The sequence below is a fragment of the Ruegeria sp. genome, from assembly GCF_040830605.1.
Lineage (GTDB): Bacteria > Pseudomonadota > Alphaproteobacteria > Rhodobacterales > Rhodobacteraceae > Ruegeria.
Map to the genome: position 1 here is coordinate 155,010 of NZ_JBFOMD010000008.1, position 14,420 is coordinate 169,429.

Annotated in this window: 17 protein-coding genes; 9 read left to right on the plus strand and 8 right to left on the minus strand. The window is 61.5% G+C overall.

The genetic code is table 11. From position 1 onward, the window contains the following. Positions 1 to 51: 51 nt before the first annotated feature. Positions 52 to 1,467: an aminotransferase class V-fold PLP-dependent enzyme gene (locus AB3N21_RS12150; protein WP_367935468.1), complete on the minus strand. Its 1,416-nt coding sequence runs from the start codon at positions 1,465 to 1,467 to the stop codon at positions 52 to 54. A 102-nt stretch (positions 1,468 to 1,569) separates the two neighbouring features. On the opposite strand from AB3N21_RS12150, the gene AB3N21_RS12155 reads away from it, so the two are divergent. Together AB3N21_RS12155 and AB3N21_RS12160 are read left to right on the plus strand one after the other, a co-directional pair. Continuing rightward, the gene (locus AB3N21_RS12155; RefSeq protein WP_367935469.1) at positions 1,570 to 2,031 is read left to right on the plus strand and encodes an Lrp/AsnC family transcriptional regulator; all 462 of its coding nucleotides are present in this window, start codon (positions 1,570 to 1,572) and stop codon (positions 2,029 to 2,031) included. Between the two features lie 322 nt (positions 2,032 to 2,353). After that, positions 2,354 to 2,539, plus strand: coding sequence for a hypothetical protein (locus AB3N21_RS12160; RefSeq protein ID WP_254446529.1), 186 nt, complete (start codon positions 2,354 to 2,356; stop codon positions 2,537 to 2,539). Positions 2,540 to 2,718: 179 nt separating this feature from the next. Here AB3N21_RS12160 and rpsD read toward each other — a convergent pair whose 3' ends face one another. Next, complete coding sequence (gene rpsD, locus AB3N21_RS12165; RefSeq protein WP_171176081.1) at positions 2,719 to 3,339, minus strand: 30S ribosomal protein S4; 621 nt, start codon at positions 3,337 to 3,339, stop codon at positions 2,719 to 2,721. A gap of 255 nt (positions 3,340 to 3,594) precedes the next feature. Then, positions 3,595 to 4,179 carry a hypothetical protein gene (locus AB3N21_RS12170; RefSeq protein ID WP_367935470.1) on the minus strand — a complete coding sequence of 195 codons (585 nt, stop codon included), beginning with the start codon at positions 4,177 to 4,179 and terminating at the stop codon, positions 3,595 to 3,597. Positions 4,180 to 4,480: 301 nt separating this feature from the next. Here AB3N21_RS12170 and AB3N21_RS12175 point away from each other — a divergent pair, with 301 nt between their 5' ends. From AB3N21_RS12175 to AB3N21_RS12200, 6 genes are all read left to right on the plus strand, one after another. After that, positions 4,481 to 5,875, plus strand: coding sequence for an amidase family protein (locus tag AB3N21_RS12175; RefSeq protein ID WP_367935471.1), 1,395 nt, complete (start codon positions 4,481 to 4,483; stop codon positions 5,873 to 5,875). Next, positions 5,875 to 6,489: a TetR/AcrR family transcriptional regulator gene (locus AB3N21_RS12180; protein ID WP_367935472.1), complete on the plus strand. Its 615-nt coding sequence runs from the start codon at positions 5,875 to 5,877 to the stop codon at positions 6,487 to 6,489. Before AB3N21_RS12175 ends, AB3N21_RS12180 begins: the two co-directional genes overlap by 1 nt. Before the next feature lie 44 nt (positions 6,490 to 6,533). Next, on the plus strand, positions 6,534 to 7,619 hold the full coding sequence (locus tag AB3N21_RS12185; protein WP_367935473.1) for a glycosyltransferase family 2 protein: 1,086 nt from the start codon (positions 6,534 to 6,536) through the stop codon (positions 7,617 to 7,619). A gap of 108 nt (positions 7,620 to 7,727) precedes the next feature. After that, entirely contained in the window at positions 7,728 to 7,973 is a 246-nt protein-coding gene (locus AB3N21_RS12190; protein ID WP_171176074.1) for a zf-TFIIB domain-containing protein, read from the plus strand. A 123-nt stretch (positions 7,974 to 8,096) separates the two neighbouring features. Continuing rightward, positions 8,097 to 8,537, plus strand: a complete 441-nt coding sequence (locus AB3N21_RS12195) for a hypothetical protein (RefSeq protein ID WP_171176073.1) — start codon at positions 8,097 to 8,099, stop codon at positions 8,535 to 8,537. A gap of 28 nt (positions 8,538 to 8,565) precedes the next feature. After that, positions 8,566 to 8,919: an MmcQ/YjbR family DNA-binding protein gene (locus AB3N21_RS12200; protein WP_367935474.1), complete on the plus strand. Its 354-nt coding sequence runs from the start codon at positions 8,566 to 8,568 to the stop codon at positions 8,917 to 8,919. 70 nt (positions 8,920 to 8,989) lie between these two features. Here AB3N21_RS12200 and AB3N21_RS12205 read toward each other — a convergent pair whose 3' ends face one another. From AB3N21_RS12205 to AB3N21_RS12225, 5 genes are all read right to left on the minus strand, one after another. Then, complete coding sequence (locus AB3N21_RS12205) at positions 8,990 to 9,781, minus strand: formate/nitrite transporter family protein (RefSeq protein ID WP_367935475.1); 792 nt, start codon at positions 9,779 to 9,781, stop codon at positions 8,990 to 8,992. Positions 9,782 to 10,205: 424 nt separating this feature from the next. Continuing rightward, positions 10,206 to 10,436, minus strand: coding sequence for an aspartate aminotransferase (locus AB3N21_RS12210; protein ID WP_367935476.1), 231 nt, complete (start codon positions 10,434 to 10,436; stop codon positions 10,206 to 10,208). Between the two features lie 105 nt (positions 10,437 to 10,541). Then, positions 10,542 to 11,189, minus strand: a complete 648-nt coding sequence (locus AB3N21_RS12215) for a hypothetical protein (RefSeq protein ID WP_367935477.1) — start codon at positions 11,187 to 11,189, stop codon at positions 10,542 to 10,544. A gap of 2 nt (positions 11,190 to 11,191) precedes the next feature. After that, the gene (gene uvrB / locus AB3N21_RS12220) at positions 11,192 to 13,378 is read right to left on the minus strand and encodes an excinuclease ABC subunit UvrB (protein WP_367935478.1); all 2,187 of its coding nucleotides are present in this window, start codon (positions 13,376 to 13,378) and stop codon (positions 11,192 to 11,194) included. Positions 13,379 to 13,466: 88 nt separating this feature from the next. Then, the gene (locus AB3N21_RS12225; protein ID WP_367935479.1) at positions 13,467 to 14,072 is read right to left on the minus strand and encodes an SRPBCC family protein; all 606 of its coding nucleotides are present in this window, start codon (positions 14,070 to 14,072) and stop codon (positions 13,467 to 13,469) included. A 35-nt stretch (positions 14,073 to 14,107) separates the two neighbouring features. Between AB3N21_RS12225 and AB3N21_RS12230 the strand changes: the two genes are divergently transcribed. After that, the gene (locus AB3N21_RS12230) at positions 14,108 to 14,419 is read left to right on the plus strand and encodes an ETC complex I subunit (RefSeq protein WP_367935480.1); all 312 of its coding nucleotides are present in this window, start codon (positions 14,108 to 14,110) and stop codon (positions 14,417 to 14,419) included. The last annotated feature ends 1 nt before the right edge of the window (position 14,420 follow it).

The window sequence follows — 14,420 nt, forward strand, 5'->3', positions numbered from 1 at the left end:
AGACACGCCCCTCATACCGGTCTCATCCCGCAGAGAAAAGCGGCAATACCTTCAGGCCGCCTTGAACCGGGCGGTGGCCGGGTCGGCGTCGTAGAACGGCGCGAACTCAGCCGTCCGCCGCGACAGGTCATTGACGCTGTCGATGATGAAGCGCACCGTCTCCTCGCTCATCAGATACGAGAAGTTGAGCCGCACCCAACCCGGTTTCAGCAACTCCTTGCCCGCAGCCAGGTCCGCATGCAGCGCCTCGGACGCCGCGCGGTCGATCCCCAGCAACCGGTGCGCGTAGGGCCCTGCACAGGCACAGCCGCCGCGCGCCTGAATGCCGTAGATGTCGCTCAGCATCCGGGTGAAAAGCTGCTGATGCACCGGCTGACCGGCGGCATCGCGCACCAGGAAGGAAAAGATCGGCAACCGATGCGCCTTGTCTGCGCCCAGCAGCGTCAGGTGCGGGTTGTCACCCCACCCCTCCAGCGCCATACGGTTATAGAGCGCCTCACGCTTTGCGATCTCCTCTGCGCCGACCACATCCTTGACAATGAAAGCAAGTGCCGCACGGATGTCACCGATCACGTTGGGCGTGCCCGCCTCTTCGCGTGCGGCCAGATCCTCGCTGTAATCATGCCCCCAGGGCGAGACGAATGACACGGTGCCGCCGCCCGGCCAGCTTGGGCAATCGCGATGCACGGGCGTCTTGTTGACGACCAGCACGCCGGACGCGCCCGGCCCGCCGGGGAACTTGTGCGGCGAGACTACGATGGCATCCTTGCGCGCGTCGCCTGCGCCCATCCCCATCGGCAAATAAGGCCCGCCACCCGCATAGTCCCAGACCGCCAGCGCCCCATGGCGTTTCAGCAGCCGGGTCACCGGATCGGGATCGGTAACGATACCGGTCACGTTCGAGGCCGCCGAGAACGACCCGATCAGCAGGTCCGAGTCCCGGTTGGCGATCAGCGCCGCCTCCAGCGCCCGCATCTCCGGGCCACCCTCGGGCGCCTCGGGGATCTCGATCACCTCTGCTTTGCTCTCGCGCCACGGCAGGATGTTGGAATGATGCTCATACGGCCCGATCAGGACCACCGGCCGGTCAGCCTCTGCGACCCCAAACAGGCTGACCAGCCGGTTCAGCCCGGCGGTGGCGCCCGATCCGGTAAAGATCACCGCATCGTCTTCCGTGGCGCCGACCATCCGGGCGATCTCCGCCCGCGCCTCACGGCGCAGCCGGGTGATGTAGGACCCGCAAAAGGAGGCTTCGGTATGGCTGTTGGCGTAAAACGGCAGCACATGTTGGGCCACATAGTCCTCGACCTGCCGCAACGCGCGGCCCGAAGCGACGTAATCCGCATACACAAGCGGCACGTCCCCGTGCAGACCGGGGATGAGAATGTTCTCACCGATCAATCCATCCCGCAGCGTGTTGGTGTGAGTGGCAGCTTCGATCGCTGCACGGAAAGTGGAAAGGGTCATGTCTCGGGCTCCATCTGGTACACCCAATGTGATCGTGAAAGGCTGCGAATTCTTCCCCTTTCTTTATTCCTTTTCACGTAATTTTGTGTCATTTGATCCAACATGGAGAGAAACATCGATCAAATTGACCTGAACCTGCTGCAGGAACTGCAAAAAGAGGCAACCCTGTCGCAGCGAGACCTCGCCGAGCGGGTGGGACTGTCGCAAAACGCCTGCTGGCGGCGGTTGAAGGCACTGAACGAGGCGGGTGTGCTGCAAGGATCGACCGCCCGCATCGCGCGGGAAAAGCTGGGGCTGACCCTGGTCGTGTTCGTGATGTTGCGCACGAGGCACCATTCGGCCGAGTGGCTGCAAGCGTTTCGCAGGCACGTGCTGACCATCCCCGAAGTGGTCGATTTCCACCGAATCGGCGGCGATTACGACTATCAGCTCAAGGTGGTGACGCAGGATATGGCCTCGTATGACAAGGTCTATCAGCGCCTGATCGAGAAGGTCGAGCTGGACAGCGTCACTTCGTATTTCGCGATGGAGGCAATTGCCGAAGGGCGCCCGCTGCCGCTTTAGCGAAACCCAGGCGGCGGCCATGGCTCGCACGGCGGCGAATGCCCACGAGGACCCGATTAACGTCGCAATTTCATACACCTACCGGTTGCGAAGCGCGCGACCCAGGCCCGCCTGTCTCAAGAACGCCGTATTGCTCCGATCCGGCGACCCCGATCCTAGACCCGATCCGACAAAGCTCAATCGTTCTGGCCAGTTAGGCGGTGAATCGCCACCTGGCCCGCGCAGCGCCGATGAAGTTGCCGCAAGGGAATTCAGCACGTATCCTAATGAGACACCCCGATTTTTTCGGGGAATATAAGGTGACTAAAAAGGATTGATGGACATGAAACTCAAGCTTGCCGTTCTCGGCGCATTTGCACTTGCCCTCACAGCCTGCGCACAGCCCGAGCCCGACCCCGTCTACGTACAACCGACCTATGACAAGGTTGGCAATGCAAGCTGCCCGGACGGCTATCTTGTCGCCAGCACCGATGCCGGTGAAACAGTCTGCACGCCGGCTACGGAATAACAGTGAAGTGGGCAGTCGCAACCGGCTGCCTGTTTTCGCCTTTCCCGCGCAATGAACGTGACCCGAGCCTTCCGTTCCGGGCCCGGGTCTAGAGAATTGTAACAAACGGACAGGCTTGGCCCAAAAGAAAAGGCCGCGCGGACTGCGCGGCCTTTCGAAATTCGGCGGGATGGCGAAGATCAGTTCTTCGCGTAGAATTCCACAACCAGGTTCGGTTCCATCATCACCGGGTACGGCACATCGCCCAGACCGGGGGTGCGCACGAACGTGGCGGTCATCTTCGAATGATCGGCATCCAGGTAATCCGGCACATCGCGCTCGGCCAGCGAAACGGCTTCCAGAACCACGGCAAGCTGCTTGGACTTGTCACGCACCTCGATCACGTCGCCTTCCTTGACGCGGTACGAGGGGATGTTCACGCGCTTGCCGTTCACCTTGACATGGCCGTGGTTCACGAACTGACGGGCGGCGAACACGGTCGACACGAACTTGGCGCGGTAAACGACGGCGTCCAGACGGCGTTCCAGCAGGCCGATCAGGTTTTCACCGGTGTCGCCTTTCACACGCTCGGCTTCGGCATAGATGCGGCGGAACTGCTTCTCGGTCAGGTCGCCGTAGTAGCCTTTCAGCTTCTGCTTGGCGCGCAGCTGCAGACCGAAGTCCGACAGCTTGCCCTTGCGGCGCTGGCCGTGCTGGCCGGGGCCGTATTCGCGACGGTTGACCGGGGATTTCGGACGACCCCAGATGTTTTCGCCCATCCGGCGGTCGATTTTGTACTTGGCAGACGTGCGCTTGGTCACGGCTGATCTCCTTCTTTAGTGGCATTGCAGCTTGATCCAAAAACCGGTTCCCACTTTTCGGGCTGCAATCGCGTCTGCGCACAGCCCGATGCGAAATCCAATCCGGCCGCACCGCAACAATGAAGGGCGTTGTCCTCTTGGGTTTCCCCATGACAGGCATCCCCTTGCGGGGGCCACCAACACCAATGAAGCCGCGCTTATATAGGCGCGGCGGTCAGAGTCAACATCGCAATGCGCGGTATTTTCAAGAGCGGGTCAGGCCGTAAACCGGCCAGCTCCGCCATTTGCAACACGGGGCTCGGCAAGGGCCACTTGCGGGGCTTGCCGATCGGACTTGCCGCTGACCGAGGCCGATGCACGCACGCCCGGCGCGAACAGAACGACGGCCTGGCCGGCCTGCATGTGCCATTCGACATCAGGCAGGCTCACCGCGCATTCGCTGACCCAAAGATCCGAGTCCTTCGGCGGCATCTCCCCGTAAAACACCAGAAGCGGTGATTCCCCGTCACCGGAGTGAACCACGGACACAGTGTAGCTGCGGGCGCCATTGGTCACGACAAAGCTCTGATCCGATTGCCCCGCGCGGCCTGCCGCATCCATCACGCTACCGACAGCAGCACGCTCCAGCCGGGTTCCATGCCCGTGACGGATCGCCCGCGCATACCGGTCGCCCGCCAGTTCCCACTCGGAAACGTCAGTCCGGTCCCCCAACCGGATGACCCGTCCACGCCATGACCAGGCCGCACCAACACCAAGCGAAGCAAGAGGCGCTGCCTCAAGCCCGTCAAGCTCGGTTTGGGACCAGGAAATGACGAAGGTGTCGCTACAATCGACCCTCATGTGCCCATCCACCTACTACAACGACCACTCTCTACGCACAATTTGGGCTCCTTTACCAACCAAGGACGGGAATGGGTAGACATGCCCCTACGGAAACTTTGGACTGTTGCCAGAGTGTCAATTCAAACTGAGACCTCCCGGCCGTCCGATCCGAAAGCTGCTTGATTAAGGGCCATTCACATCAGGGATATTGCTGCACTTAAAAAAGAATGATACATTCTCTTTTAAGACATCGGAGGGTCCAACCATGTCGGAAACCGCAATACCCCCAGACACTTGCACACAAGACGACCTGACCTGCATGGACGCAACCGCCCAGGCCCAGCTGATTCGCACTGGCGAGATCTCGGCACTTGAACTTGTCGACCAAACCATCGCCCGTTTTGAGCGGATCAACCCCAAGATCAACGCGACCGCATCAACAAATTTTGAACAGGCCCGAGCGCGTGCGCGCGGGCAACTTCCCGGCGGGGTTTTTGCGGGCGTTCCCACCCTCATAAAGGACCTGATGCCCTATCCCGGCCACGCTGCCGGATTTGGCACATGCCTGTTCGACGGCGTCCCGGCGCAGGGCGGATCGCCATATACCGAGGCGCTGGATGCAAGCGGCCTGATCGTGCTCGGCAAAAGCACGACATCCGAGTTCGGCTTGCTGGGGACAACCGAATCCACTGTGAAAGGCGTGACGCGAAACCCGTGGGACCTGACACGCTCACCCGGCGGCTCATCCGGCGGGGCGGCGGCGGCAGTGGCGGCGGGCCTGGTGCCGGTTGCCCACGCGTCCGACGGCGGCGGGTCGATCCGCGGCCCGGCGTCGCTGTGCGGCCTTTTTGGTTTCAAACCCAGCCGCGACAGGACCGTCTCCAATGGGATGCCCGCCGACCTGCCAACCGCAGGATTGCTCAGTGAACATTGCCTCAGCCGGTCGGTCAGGGACAGCGCCAACTGGCTGATGGCCGCCGAACGCCCGGATATGGCAGTCCCCCTGTCCCCAACGGAAATCGCCACGCCGAACCCGCCCGACCGCCTTCGGATCGGGCTTTATCTAGAGGACAGCCGGGGTCGGTCCCCCGACCCCGAAATCGTCACAGCCACGCAGGCTGCTGCGCATCTGTGCGAGGATTTGGGCCACGAGGTGTTTAACATCGCCCCGCCCGTCTTCGACGTGGACGCCACGGCACAGGCCTTCTTTGCCCTCAACGGGGCCGTTCTGGCAGGCTTTTTCGACCAGTTCGCGCAGATGATGGGCCCAGAGTTCGACGAAGGCGGTTTCGAACCCTACACGCGCACCCTTGTTCAACGGGCGCGCATGCTGACACCGGACAAGATACACGCAACCGGCGCGGCCATGGCAAACGCTCTGGCAAGCGTATCGGCAAGCGCTGAAACCTGTGACGTCATGCTGTGCCCCACCATACCCTTCGCTGCCTTCCCGCTCGGGCAATACGATCCCTCCAAGGACCCGGATAGGCTCAATGCCTTTGTGGAACGCATCGCCAGCTACACATTCCCCGCCTCCCTCGCGGGTTGGCCGGCCATGTCGGTGCCGCTGGGCCAGACCGCAGACGGGCTGCCCATCGGATGCCACTTCGCCGCCGCTCAGGGACAGGATGCCCATCTCTTCGCGCTGGCCTTCCAGCTTGAACAGGCGGCCCCATGGCAACCCCGCCTGACCGCACTCGCGCAGAGCCTCTGATGGTCCAGCGACTGAAACCCGAGGTCCGCGACCGCATCCTGACCGCCGCCGCCGAAATCTTCGCCGAGCAAGGCTACACCACCGCCGGTCTGGCCCAGATCGCCAAACAGGCCGGGACCGCAACCAGCAACCTCTACAAGTATTTCGACAACAAGCAGACCCTGTTTGAAGCCGTCGTTACCCCGCAACTCGCCGCCCGCCTGCTGCGGCTGCTCCGCGCCCGGCTGCGCGAGTTCACCCTGATCGAGCAATGGGACAATGCCGATGCGCAGGGCTCGGCCCATGCCCGCGCCTTGCTGGCGTTCTGGGTCGAGCACCGGTGCGTTACCCTGATCCTGCTGCGCGGCGCCGACGGCACCCGCTACGCCCATGTCCGCGCACTGATGATCGCTGAGATGCAGCGGCAGGCCACCGAATATCTGGCCCAGACCGGCCAGACCGCCACCCCTGAAATGCATCACCTGCTGCACTGCCTGTTCCATCGCACCACCGAAACCATCGCGGACATCCTGCTGCACCATCAGGACGCAACAGCCATCGAGCGCAGCATCGGCCTGTTCTGGCGCTACCAACTGGCCGGGCTGCAAGCCTTGCTGAACCCGTCCCGAGGGTAACCGCGCCTTGCGCCAATTCGGTGCGGTTGCTACCACTTGCCCCCATGAACGACACCCCGGCTCCTCCCCGTTGCGTCGCCATCACCTGCATGCGGGACGACGGGTCCTATATTCTGGAATGGCTGGCGCATCACATTCCCCGGGGCTTCGATCACTTCCTGATCCTGACCCATGACTGCACCGACGGCACACCGGCCCTGCTGAACGCGCTCGCCGCCGCGGGGATTGTCACCCATGTGCCGTTTCAACGCCGGGGCAAAGCAACCGCGCAGTGGCAGGCGCTGAAACTGGCCCGCGCCCACCCGCTTCTTGAAACCACCGACTGGGCTCTGTTCTTTGACTGTGACGAGTTCCTCTGGTTGCCCCCCGACCTGCCCACGATCCAGCACCTGCTGGCCGCGTTCGAGGCCCAGTCCGGCCCCTTCGACGCCCTCACCATCCCCTGGCGCTTCTACGGCGCGGGCGGAGCACAGGCGCGTGAGGAAGGGCTCACGCCGGAACGCTTCGTCGCCGCCGCGCCGCCCGACCTGCATTTCCCGATGGCGCACCTGTTCAAATCGCTGATCCGTCCGGCCTGCTTCGACAAGCTCGGCGTGCACCGGCCCAAGCGCCATTCTGGCCCCGGCCTGCCGCGCTGGCTGGCTGCCGATGGCACCCCCCTGCCCCCGATCTTCGCCCGCCAATCCGCGCGTATCAGCCTCTACGGCACCCCGCGCGGGCAGGACCGGATCGGCCTCAACCACTACTCCCTGCGCTCGGTCGAGGAATTCCTGGTCAAACGCCAGCGCGGCCTGCCCAACCACATGGACAGGCAGATCGGGCTGGATTACTGGGTCGAGCGCAACTGGAACACGGTGCAGGACACCCGCCTGCTGCCCATGCTCGACGCCACCCGCGCCACGCTGGCCGAGCTGCTGTCCCTGCCCGGCGTTCATGAGGCGCACCAGGCCTGCCATGCCGCCTATGCCAAGCGGGCGCAGCAGGTCAGGGACAACCTCGATACCCTGCGGCTGGCCTGGCAGATCGGCCTTCTGGCCGAAAACCGCCCCCCAAGCCCGGAACAAGCCGCCCTTTACATCCGCGACCAGCTGTCGATCCGCGACCGTGACGGGGCCGCAAACCAGCCTTAGGATGAAATCCGCCCATCCTGCTGACCCCAAACCGAAATCCCGCTCCGAACCGATGAAAAAAGACCTGCGCATCCCCATCTGTGTAGGGCAGCAAAACGGAGGTGCCGAATGAAATGCCCGATTGACGGAAACAACCTTGTGATCACCGAGCGCAGCGGGGTCGAGATCGACTATTGCCCGCAATGCCGGGGTGTCTGGCTGGATCGCGGCGAGCTGGACAAGATCATCGAGCGCTCGGCCGCCTACACGACACCTCCTCCGCCCCCGCAACAGGGCTACGACGACCGTTCAGATCGCGGCTATCGCAAGAAGAAAAAACGCGGCGGGTTCCTCGACGACCTGTTCGACTTCTGAACCGTCCCTCCACCGATGGACGCCGGCACGCATGCCCCCAACTGGTGGAATACCTACATATCGGGCACGCCCACCCTGTGATATCATCCGCGCATTGTTTGAAACCTTTCTGGGACGAAAATCATGCCGGATCTGATACCGAATGCCGCCAAAAAGAAGATGGAGGGCGCCTGCAAGAAAGTCGGGCGCAAGATCGGAAAAGCGGTCAAACCACTGGATAAAAAGGGAAAGCTCGAAAAGGCATTTGTCAAGAAATGTCAGAAAGAGGTCCAGTCCGTCGACAAGACGATCGTCAAGTTCTTTGCCGATCAGCTCAAGAAAGAGCTCGCCAAGAAGAACAAGAAGGTGGACGGCACAACGCCCGTCCCCAAGGTGGACGGCAAATGGGCGCCCAAGCCGCCGGGCTCGGGCGTGCCGTCGCTGACCATTCCGATCACAGAATTTGTGCTGGACCCAAAGCTCGACACCAAGGGCAAGGTCTCGATCAAGGTCTGGGCCGACCCGCGCCAGTTCGAGAAAAAGGACAAGGGCGTGATGGTCAACTTCACCGTAGTCAATTGGTAGGCGGCCGCCCTGCTCTGGAAGGGCGGCCATGACACGGGATGAATTCAACACATTCTGCTCCGGCCTCAAGGCCACCTCGCACGTGGTGCAATGGCGCAATGCGGATGTGTGGAAAGTGGGCGGCAAGGTATTCGCCCTCTGCGGCTGGAACGAAGGCAACGATGCCTTCACCTTCAAAGCCACCGATCTGGCCTTCGAGGTGCTTCAGGGTGAGCCCGGCATCCGCCCCGCCCCCTATCTGGCGTCGCGGGGCATGAAATGGCTGCAGGTCTACGAGGAACGCGGCATGTCCGACACTTCCCTGCGCGAGCATATCTTGACGTCTTATGATCTGGTCGTGGCCGGGATGACCAAGAAAAAGCGGGCAGAGTTGGGCTTGTAGGATGGGTTTTCAACCCATCATGCTCTGACCCATCCCCGAAGTTATGGATTAAAAACTCATCCTACGCTTGTCACGAAGCGACCTTGCGAAGATAGGCAAAACGATAAGCCAGCGCGACACCACCCGCGCCGCCGGCAATGTTGCCCAGTGTGACCCAGAACAGGTTCCGGCACGCAGGCACCCAGCCGACTTCGGCTCCGGACAAGACACCCTGCGGCAGCAGGTACATGTTGGCAATCGAATGTTCGAGCCCAAGCAGCACAAAGCCAGAAATGGGCCAGAGCACCGCCAGAACCTTCCCCATGACCGACCTCGCGGCAAAGCTGAGCCAGACGGCAAGGCACACCAGCGCGTTGCACAGGATGCCGCGCGCGAAAGCCTGCGCTGCCGAAAGCCCGGCCTTCGCGTCTGCAATGGTCGTTGCCGTGGTTCCCATCGGTCCGTCCAGTAATCCGGTCACGGCAAAAGCCAGCGCCAGCGCTACGGCCCCGATCAGGTTGCCCAGGTAAACGAGGCCCCAATTCCGCAACAGGGCCTGCATCGAGATCTTTCGATCCACCGCCGCGATGGTCATCAACGCGTTGCCTGTAAACAGTTCGGCGCCGCCCACAACCACCAGGATCAGACCCAACGAAAACACCACGCCACCCAGAAACCGGGCCGGCCCGAACCCCGGATCGACACCCGTCATAACCATGGTATAAGCCGCGCCGCCAAACCCGATGAAGACGCCCGCGAGAATGGCCAGCGTCAGCGTCTGGCTGACTGACAGATGCGCCTTGGCAACGCCTGCGGACTCGACCAACTCAGCGATCTGCGCTGGCTTATACGCGTCGAGACCGGTGGGGTTTGGCTGTGTCATACACGACAGCATGGTCGTTTTCGCGCACAGGCGTATTGATTGGGATCAAGATGGCCGGGCCGCGGTGAAGCCCGTTTTGGCTCAGTACATGACCCCTGTGCCTTGCCCCCTGATGCCCCAGAATTGGCGTGACTGCGCCCGATGCCTCTTCTGTCTAAACCACCGATCTGGCGTCATTGGGCGAGAAATGGCTCCATGCCTACGAAGAGCGTGGCATAAGCGCCACCGACCTGCCCGACCATATCGCGACGTCTTACGAACTGATCGTGGCAGGAACGACCAAGAAGAAGCGCGCCTAGTCGGGAGTGTAGGATGTCCCGAGAGCGATGGGTTGGGAATCAATCCTACTCGCTCGATGAAACCCATAACTCGAAGTCTTTTGAAGATTTCGGTTCGCTTTCTTTTCAAGAAAGCGCCACCCCGGTCACGTCAGCCAGCGCACCGGGGCACGGTTGCAGAAGACTACGATCTGGCCGGAATTCTCGGCGGCCCGATATCCACGCCTGTGAATTTCAGCCATAAAGCGCTCCATCCTGGCAAACCGCTCCACATCACGGGCCTTGCGTCGGATCACGCCACCCTGCTGCACAGCCTTGCAGGCAAAAAAATCGTTGAGCCAGACATCGGGCGAGAGAGGAGAGTTACGGTTGCGCATTTCGGTATTGTTGACGTAACAAGGTTAACAGTGGGTTGATGGGATGAGTTCCCCTTCGCTGTGTGAAGCCGAAAGAGATGGGGACGCGCACCCATCCTACGCTTGCTAATTGCAAAGCCCCTTTACCCGTTCCGGAGTATCGCCGCCAAAACGCGTGTCGGTAGGAAGTGCGATCCAGTCTCTTTGCTTGTAGCTCCAAAGATGAGGCCAATCCTCCGCATCGCACGCAATTCCATGCGGGGGCATGTATGCGGCCGACCTTCGGCGTATCGAACGAAACAACGACGCCGAAGCGACGACCTTCAGCCCCGCGCCCTCGGCGGCCTTCCTCATTTGCCTCTGAGTTTGCATGTTCTGCAATGTTACCGGCACAATGACAGCCGCAATGGCCTCCAAAGCCAGAGTTACGACACGAACACGCCCTGGGAATTTCACGTACAAGAAAGACGTCGCCCCGAACACGAGCAGCATCGCGATCACAAGCACAAACAGTCTGGCTGCCAGAACTCCCGGTATCGAATACATCAAGACGGCAGGCCAGATCCAAGCCGTCAGAAACGGAGCTCCATCGGCCGTGAATGATCCCAGGCCAAGAACCGTCACCACGGTAGACAAAGACACGAACATCAACAGGCTTTTGCCGACCGTTGCCTCACGCCTTCCGGCAGCAATAGAGCCCCAGAACCACAGTATCATCCCGTTCAAAACAAAGGAAAATATACCGCCAACCAGCAGCATCAACAAGATGAACATAGCTACCGCTTCCGCCGCTTCACATTCCCACCCCGCTGTCCCGGCCTGCCAGCCGTAGACCGCCCCCGAGACTTCACGGCGTCTTCCGAGGCTTTCTCGACCGCCCATTGCCGCGCCATGGGGTCGTCGGCGACGGCGAGGTCGACCGCTTCCAGACGTTTGATCTCGTCCCGGATGTTTGCAGCCTCTTCGAACTCCAGGTTCTCGGCGGCTTTGCGCATCTGGTCGCGCAGGCCCTCCAGATGGGCCTCCAAATTCGCGCCGTGCATCGGTTTGTCGATGGTGGCGGTGACGCGGTTCATGTCCACGTCGCCTTCGTAGAGACCGGCCAGAACGTCCTCGACATTCTTCTTCACCGTCTCCGGCGTGATGCCGTGTTCCTCGTTATAGGCGAGCTGTTTCGCCCGCCGTCGGTTGGTTTCGTTCAAGGCACGCTCCATGCTGCCGGTGATCTTGTCGGCATACATGATCACCCGCCCGTCGGCATTCCGCGCGGCCCGGCCGATGGTTTGGATCAGCGAGGTTTCCGAGCGCAGGAAGCCCTCTTTATCGGCGTCAAGAATGGCGACCAGCCCGCATTCGGGGATGTCGAGCCCCTCGCGCAGCAGGTTGATACCGACCAGCACGTCGAAGGCGCCCAACCGCAGGTCACGTAGGATTTCGATGCGTTCCAGCGTGTCGATATCCGAGTGCATGTAGCGGACTTTTATTCCCTGTTCGTGCAGGTACTCGGTCAGGTCCTCGGCCATGCGTTTGGTGAGCGTGGTGACCAGCGTACGGAAGCCGTTGGCGGCGACCTTGCGCACCTCGTCCAGCAGGTCGTCCACCTGCATAGACACGGGGCGAATCTCGACCTCGGGGTCCAAGAGGCCGGTGGGGCGGATCACCTGTTCGGTGAAGACGCCGCCGGTTTGTTCGATCTCCCACGCGGCAGGCGTGGCCGAGACGAAGACGGATTGCGGGCGCATTGCATCCCATTCCTCGAACTTCAAAGGCCGGTTGTCCATGCAGGACGGTAGGCGGAACCCATGTTCGGCCAGGGTGAACTTGCGCCGATAGTCGCCCCGGTACATGCCGCCGATCTGCGGCACGCTCACGTGGCTTTCATCGGCAAAGACGATGGCGTGATCGGGGATGAACTCAAAGAGCGTCGGCGGCGGCTCGCCCGGCGCGCGGCCCGTCAGATAGCGCGAGTAGTTCTCGATCCCGTTGCAGACGCCCGTGGCCTCCAGCATCTCCAGATCGAAATTGGTGCGCTGCTCCAAACGTTGCGCTTCCAGCAGTTTGCCTTCGCCCACCAGTTGGTCGAGCCGCACCCGCAGTTCTTTCTTGATGCCGATGATCGCCTGCTGCATCGTCGGTTTCGGCGTCACGTAATGCGAATTGGCGTAGACCCGGATGTGGTCCATCGTGTCGGCCTTTTCGCCGGTCAGCGGATCGAATTCGGTGATCTGCTCCAGCTCCTCACCGAAGAACGACAGCTTCCACGCCCGGTCCTCAAGGTGGGCGGGCCAGATCTCCAGTGAATCACCACGCACCCGGAAGGACCCGCGCTGAAAAGCCTGATCGTTTCGGCGGTATTGCTGGGCGACCAGATCGGCCATCACCTGCCGCTGGTCATAGTCCTTGCCGACCTTCAGATCCTGCGTCATCGCCCCGTAGGTCTCGACCGACCCAATACCGTAAATGCAGGACACCGAGGCCACGATGATCACGTCATCGCGTTCCAGCAGCGCGCGGGTGGCCGAGTGGCGCATCCGGTCGATCTGTTCGTTGATCTGCGATTCCTTCTCGATATAGGTGTCGCTGCGCGGCACATAGGCCTCGGGCTGGTAGTAGTCGTAGTAGGAGACGAAATACTCGACCGAGTTTTCGGGGAAGAAGCCCTTGAACTCGCCGTAAAGCTGGGCCGCCAGCGTCTTGTTCGGCGCCAGAATGATCGCGGGACGCTGGGTTTCTTCGATCACCTTGGCCATGGTGAAGGTCTTGCCGGTTCCGGTCGCGCCCAGCAGCACCTGATCGCGCTCGCCGTCCTGCACCCCTTCGGTCAACTCGGTAATCGCCGTGGGCTGATCGCCTGCCGGGTTGAATTCCGTGTGCATCACGAACCGCCTGCCACCCTCAAGCTTAAGGCGCGCCCGCACGTCGTCGGCAGTCAACTGGGTCTTGTCGGAATGGGCATAAGGCATGGGCAGGCTCCGGATCAGGCCCTTACATTTGTTCTTATTTTGTCCAACTGCAAGACCTGATCTGGCATTGAATCCGAACAACCGGACATCACGCAGGCTGCCCCCCTGAATTCACCCGATGGGCCAGCCCTTCCAGGTTGGCATCCAGGATACGGCCCATCATCGCCTTCATGAGCGTTTGCCCCATCAGCCAGCCAAGCGGACCAAATTTCATGCGATAGTCCATCGACCAGATCACGCGGGAATTGTCATTTGCCAGCGGTTCGATGGCGATCGCCGCACGGGCTTCGTGCAACGGCATCGCTGCCATATCGAACAGCTCAACGCTGTAGCCCCGGTTGACCTGCCAGTTGGTGACTTCTTCAACCAGAGAGGTCCCATTCTCGAAATGGCAACGCCGCTTCGAGCCGACCCCGTCCTCGCCATTGGTCAAGGCGTCCACGGATTTTACCTGAGGGGCAAATTCGTCGATATGCATGAACCGGCTTAGAACGGCCCACACGGCCTCTGGCCGGGCATCGATGTCGCGGCTTCTTTCGTGGTGAATCATCTTATTGTCCTTGTCTTGGGTCGCCTTGAAACATAAAAGCCCCTCATGACAGTTTCTGACATCAGGGAGGCCCGCCAGCCAGCGGCGGACAGTTTGCCGACCCGTGACAATTGCGATCTTGTCCCCGCCCCCGCTCTGACGCATAAACGAGCCCAGCCAAGTGAGTACGGAGAGGCGACATGCGCGCACGGATTTACCAGCCTGCCAGAAATGCGATGACCTCGGGGATGGCCAAGACCCGCAAATGGGTGCTGGATTACGCCCCCGCCTCGACGCGCGAGGTCGATCCGCTGATGGGCTGGACCTCTTCCTCCGACACCCAGACCCAGGTGCGCCTGAAGTTCGACACCAAGGAAGAGGCGCTGGATTACGCCGAGGCGCACGGGATCGAGGCGGAGTTGTGCGAGCCGCACAAGCGCAAACCCAACCTGCGCCCGCGTGGCTACGGCGAAAACTTCGCCACCGACCGGCGTGGCCCCTGGACCCACTGAA

Bases quoted from the DNA above. Each gene is read 5' to 3' on its own strand.
- AB3N21_RS12155 (WP_367935469.1), top strand. From the start codon at position 1,570: ATGGAGAGAAACATCGATCAAATTGACCTGAACCTGCTGCAGGAACTG.
- AB3N21_RS12230 (WP_367935480.1), top strand. From the start codon at position 14,108: ATGCGCGCACGGATTTACCAGCCTGCCAGAAATGCGATGACCTCGGGG.
- AB3N21_RS12190 (WP_171176074.1), top strand. From the start codon at position 7,728: ATGAAATGCCCGATTGACGGAAACAACCTTGTGATCACCGAGCGCAGC.
- AB3N21_RS12210 (WP_367935476.1), bottom strand. From the start codon at position 10,436: ATGCGCAACCGTAACTCTCCTCTCTCGCCCGATGTCTGGCTCAACGAT.
- AB3N21_RS12180 (WP_367935472.1), top strand. From the start codon at position 5,875: ATGGTCCAGCGACTGAAACCCGAGGTCCGCGACCGCATCCTGACCGCC.
- uvrB (WP_367935478.1), bottom strand. From the start codon at position 13,378: ATGCCTTATGCCCATTCCGACAAGACCCAGTTGACTGCCGACGACGTG.
- AB3N21_RS12205 (WP_367935475.1), bottom strand. From the start codon at position 9,781: ATGACACAGCCAAACCCCACCGGTCTCGACGCGTATAAGCCAGCGCAG.
- AB3N21_RS12160 (WP_254446529.1), top strand. From the start codon at position 2,354: ATGAAACTCAAGCTTGCCGTTCTCGGCGCATTTGCACTTGCCCTCACA.
- AB3N21_RS12225 (WP_367935479.1), bottom strand. From the start codon at position 14,072: ATGCGTCAGAGCGGGGGCGGGGACAAGATCGCAATTGTCACGGGTCGG.
- AB3N21_RS12200 (WP_367935474.1), top strand. From the start codon at position 8,566: ATGACACGGGATGAATTCAACACATTCTGCTCCGGCCTCAAGGCCACC.
- AB3N21_RS12150 (WP_367935468.1), bottom strand. From the start codon at position 1,467: ATGACCCTTTCCACTTTCCGTGCAGCGATCGAAGCTGCCACTCACACC.
- AB3N21_RS12170 (WP_367935470.1), bottom strand. From the start codon at position 4,179: ATGAGGGTCGATTGTAGCGACACCTTCGTCATTTCCTGGTCCCAAACC.
- AB3N21_RS12185 (WP_367935473.1), top strand. From the start codon at position 6,534: ATGAACGACACCCCGGCTCCTCCCCGTTGCGTCGCCATCACCTGCATG.
- AB3N21_RS12195 (WP_171176073.1), top strand. From the start codon at position 8,097: ATGCCGGATCTGATACCGAATGCCGCCAAAAAGAAGATGGAGGGCGCC.
- AB3N21_RS12175 (WP_367935471.1), top strand. From the start codon at position 4,481: ATGGACGCAACCGCCCAGGCCCAGCTGATTCGCACTGGCGAGATCTCG.
- AB3N21_RS12215 (WP_367935477.1), bottom strand. From the start codon at position 11,189: ATGTTCATCTTGTTGATGCTGCTGGTTGGCGGTATATTTTCCTTTGTT.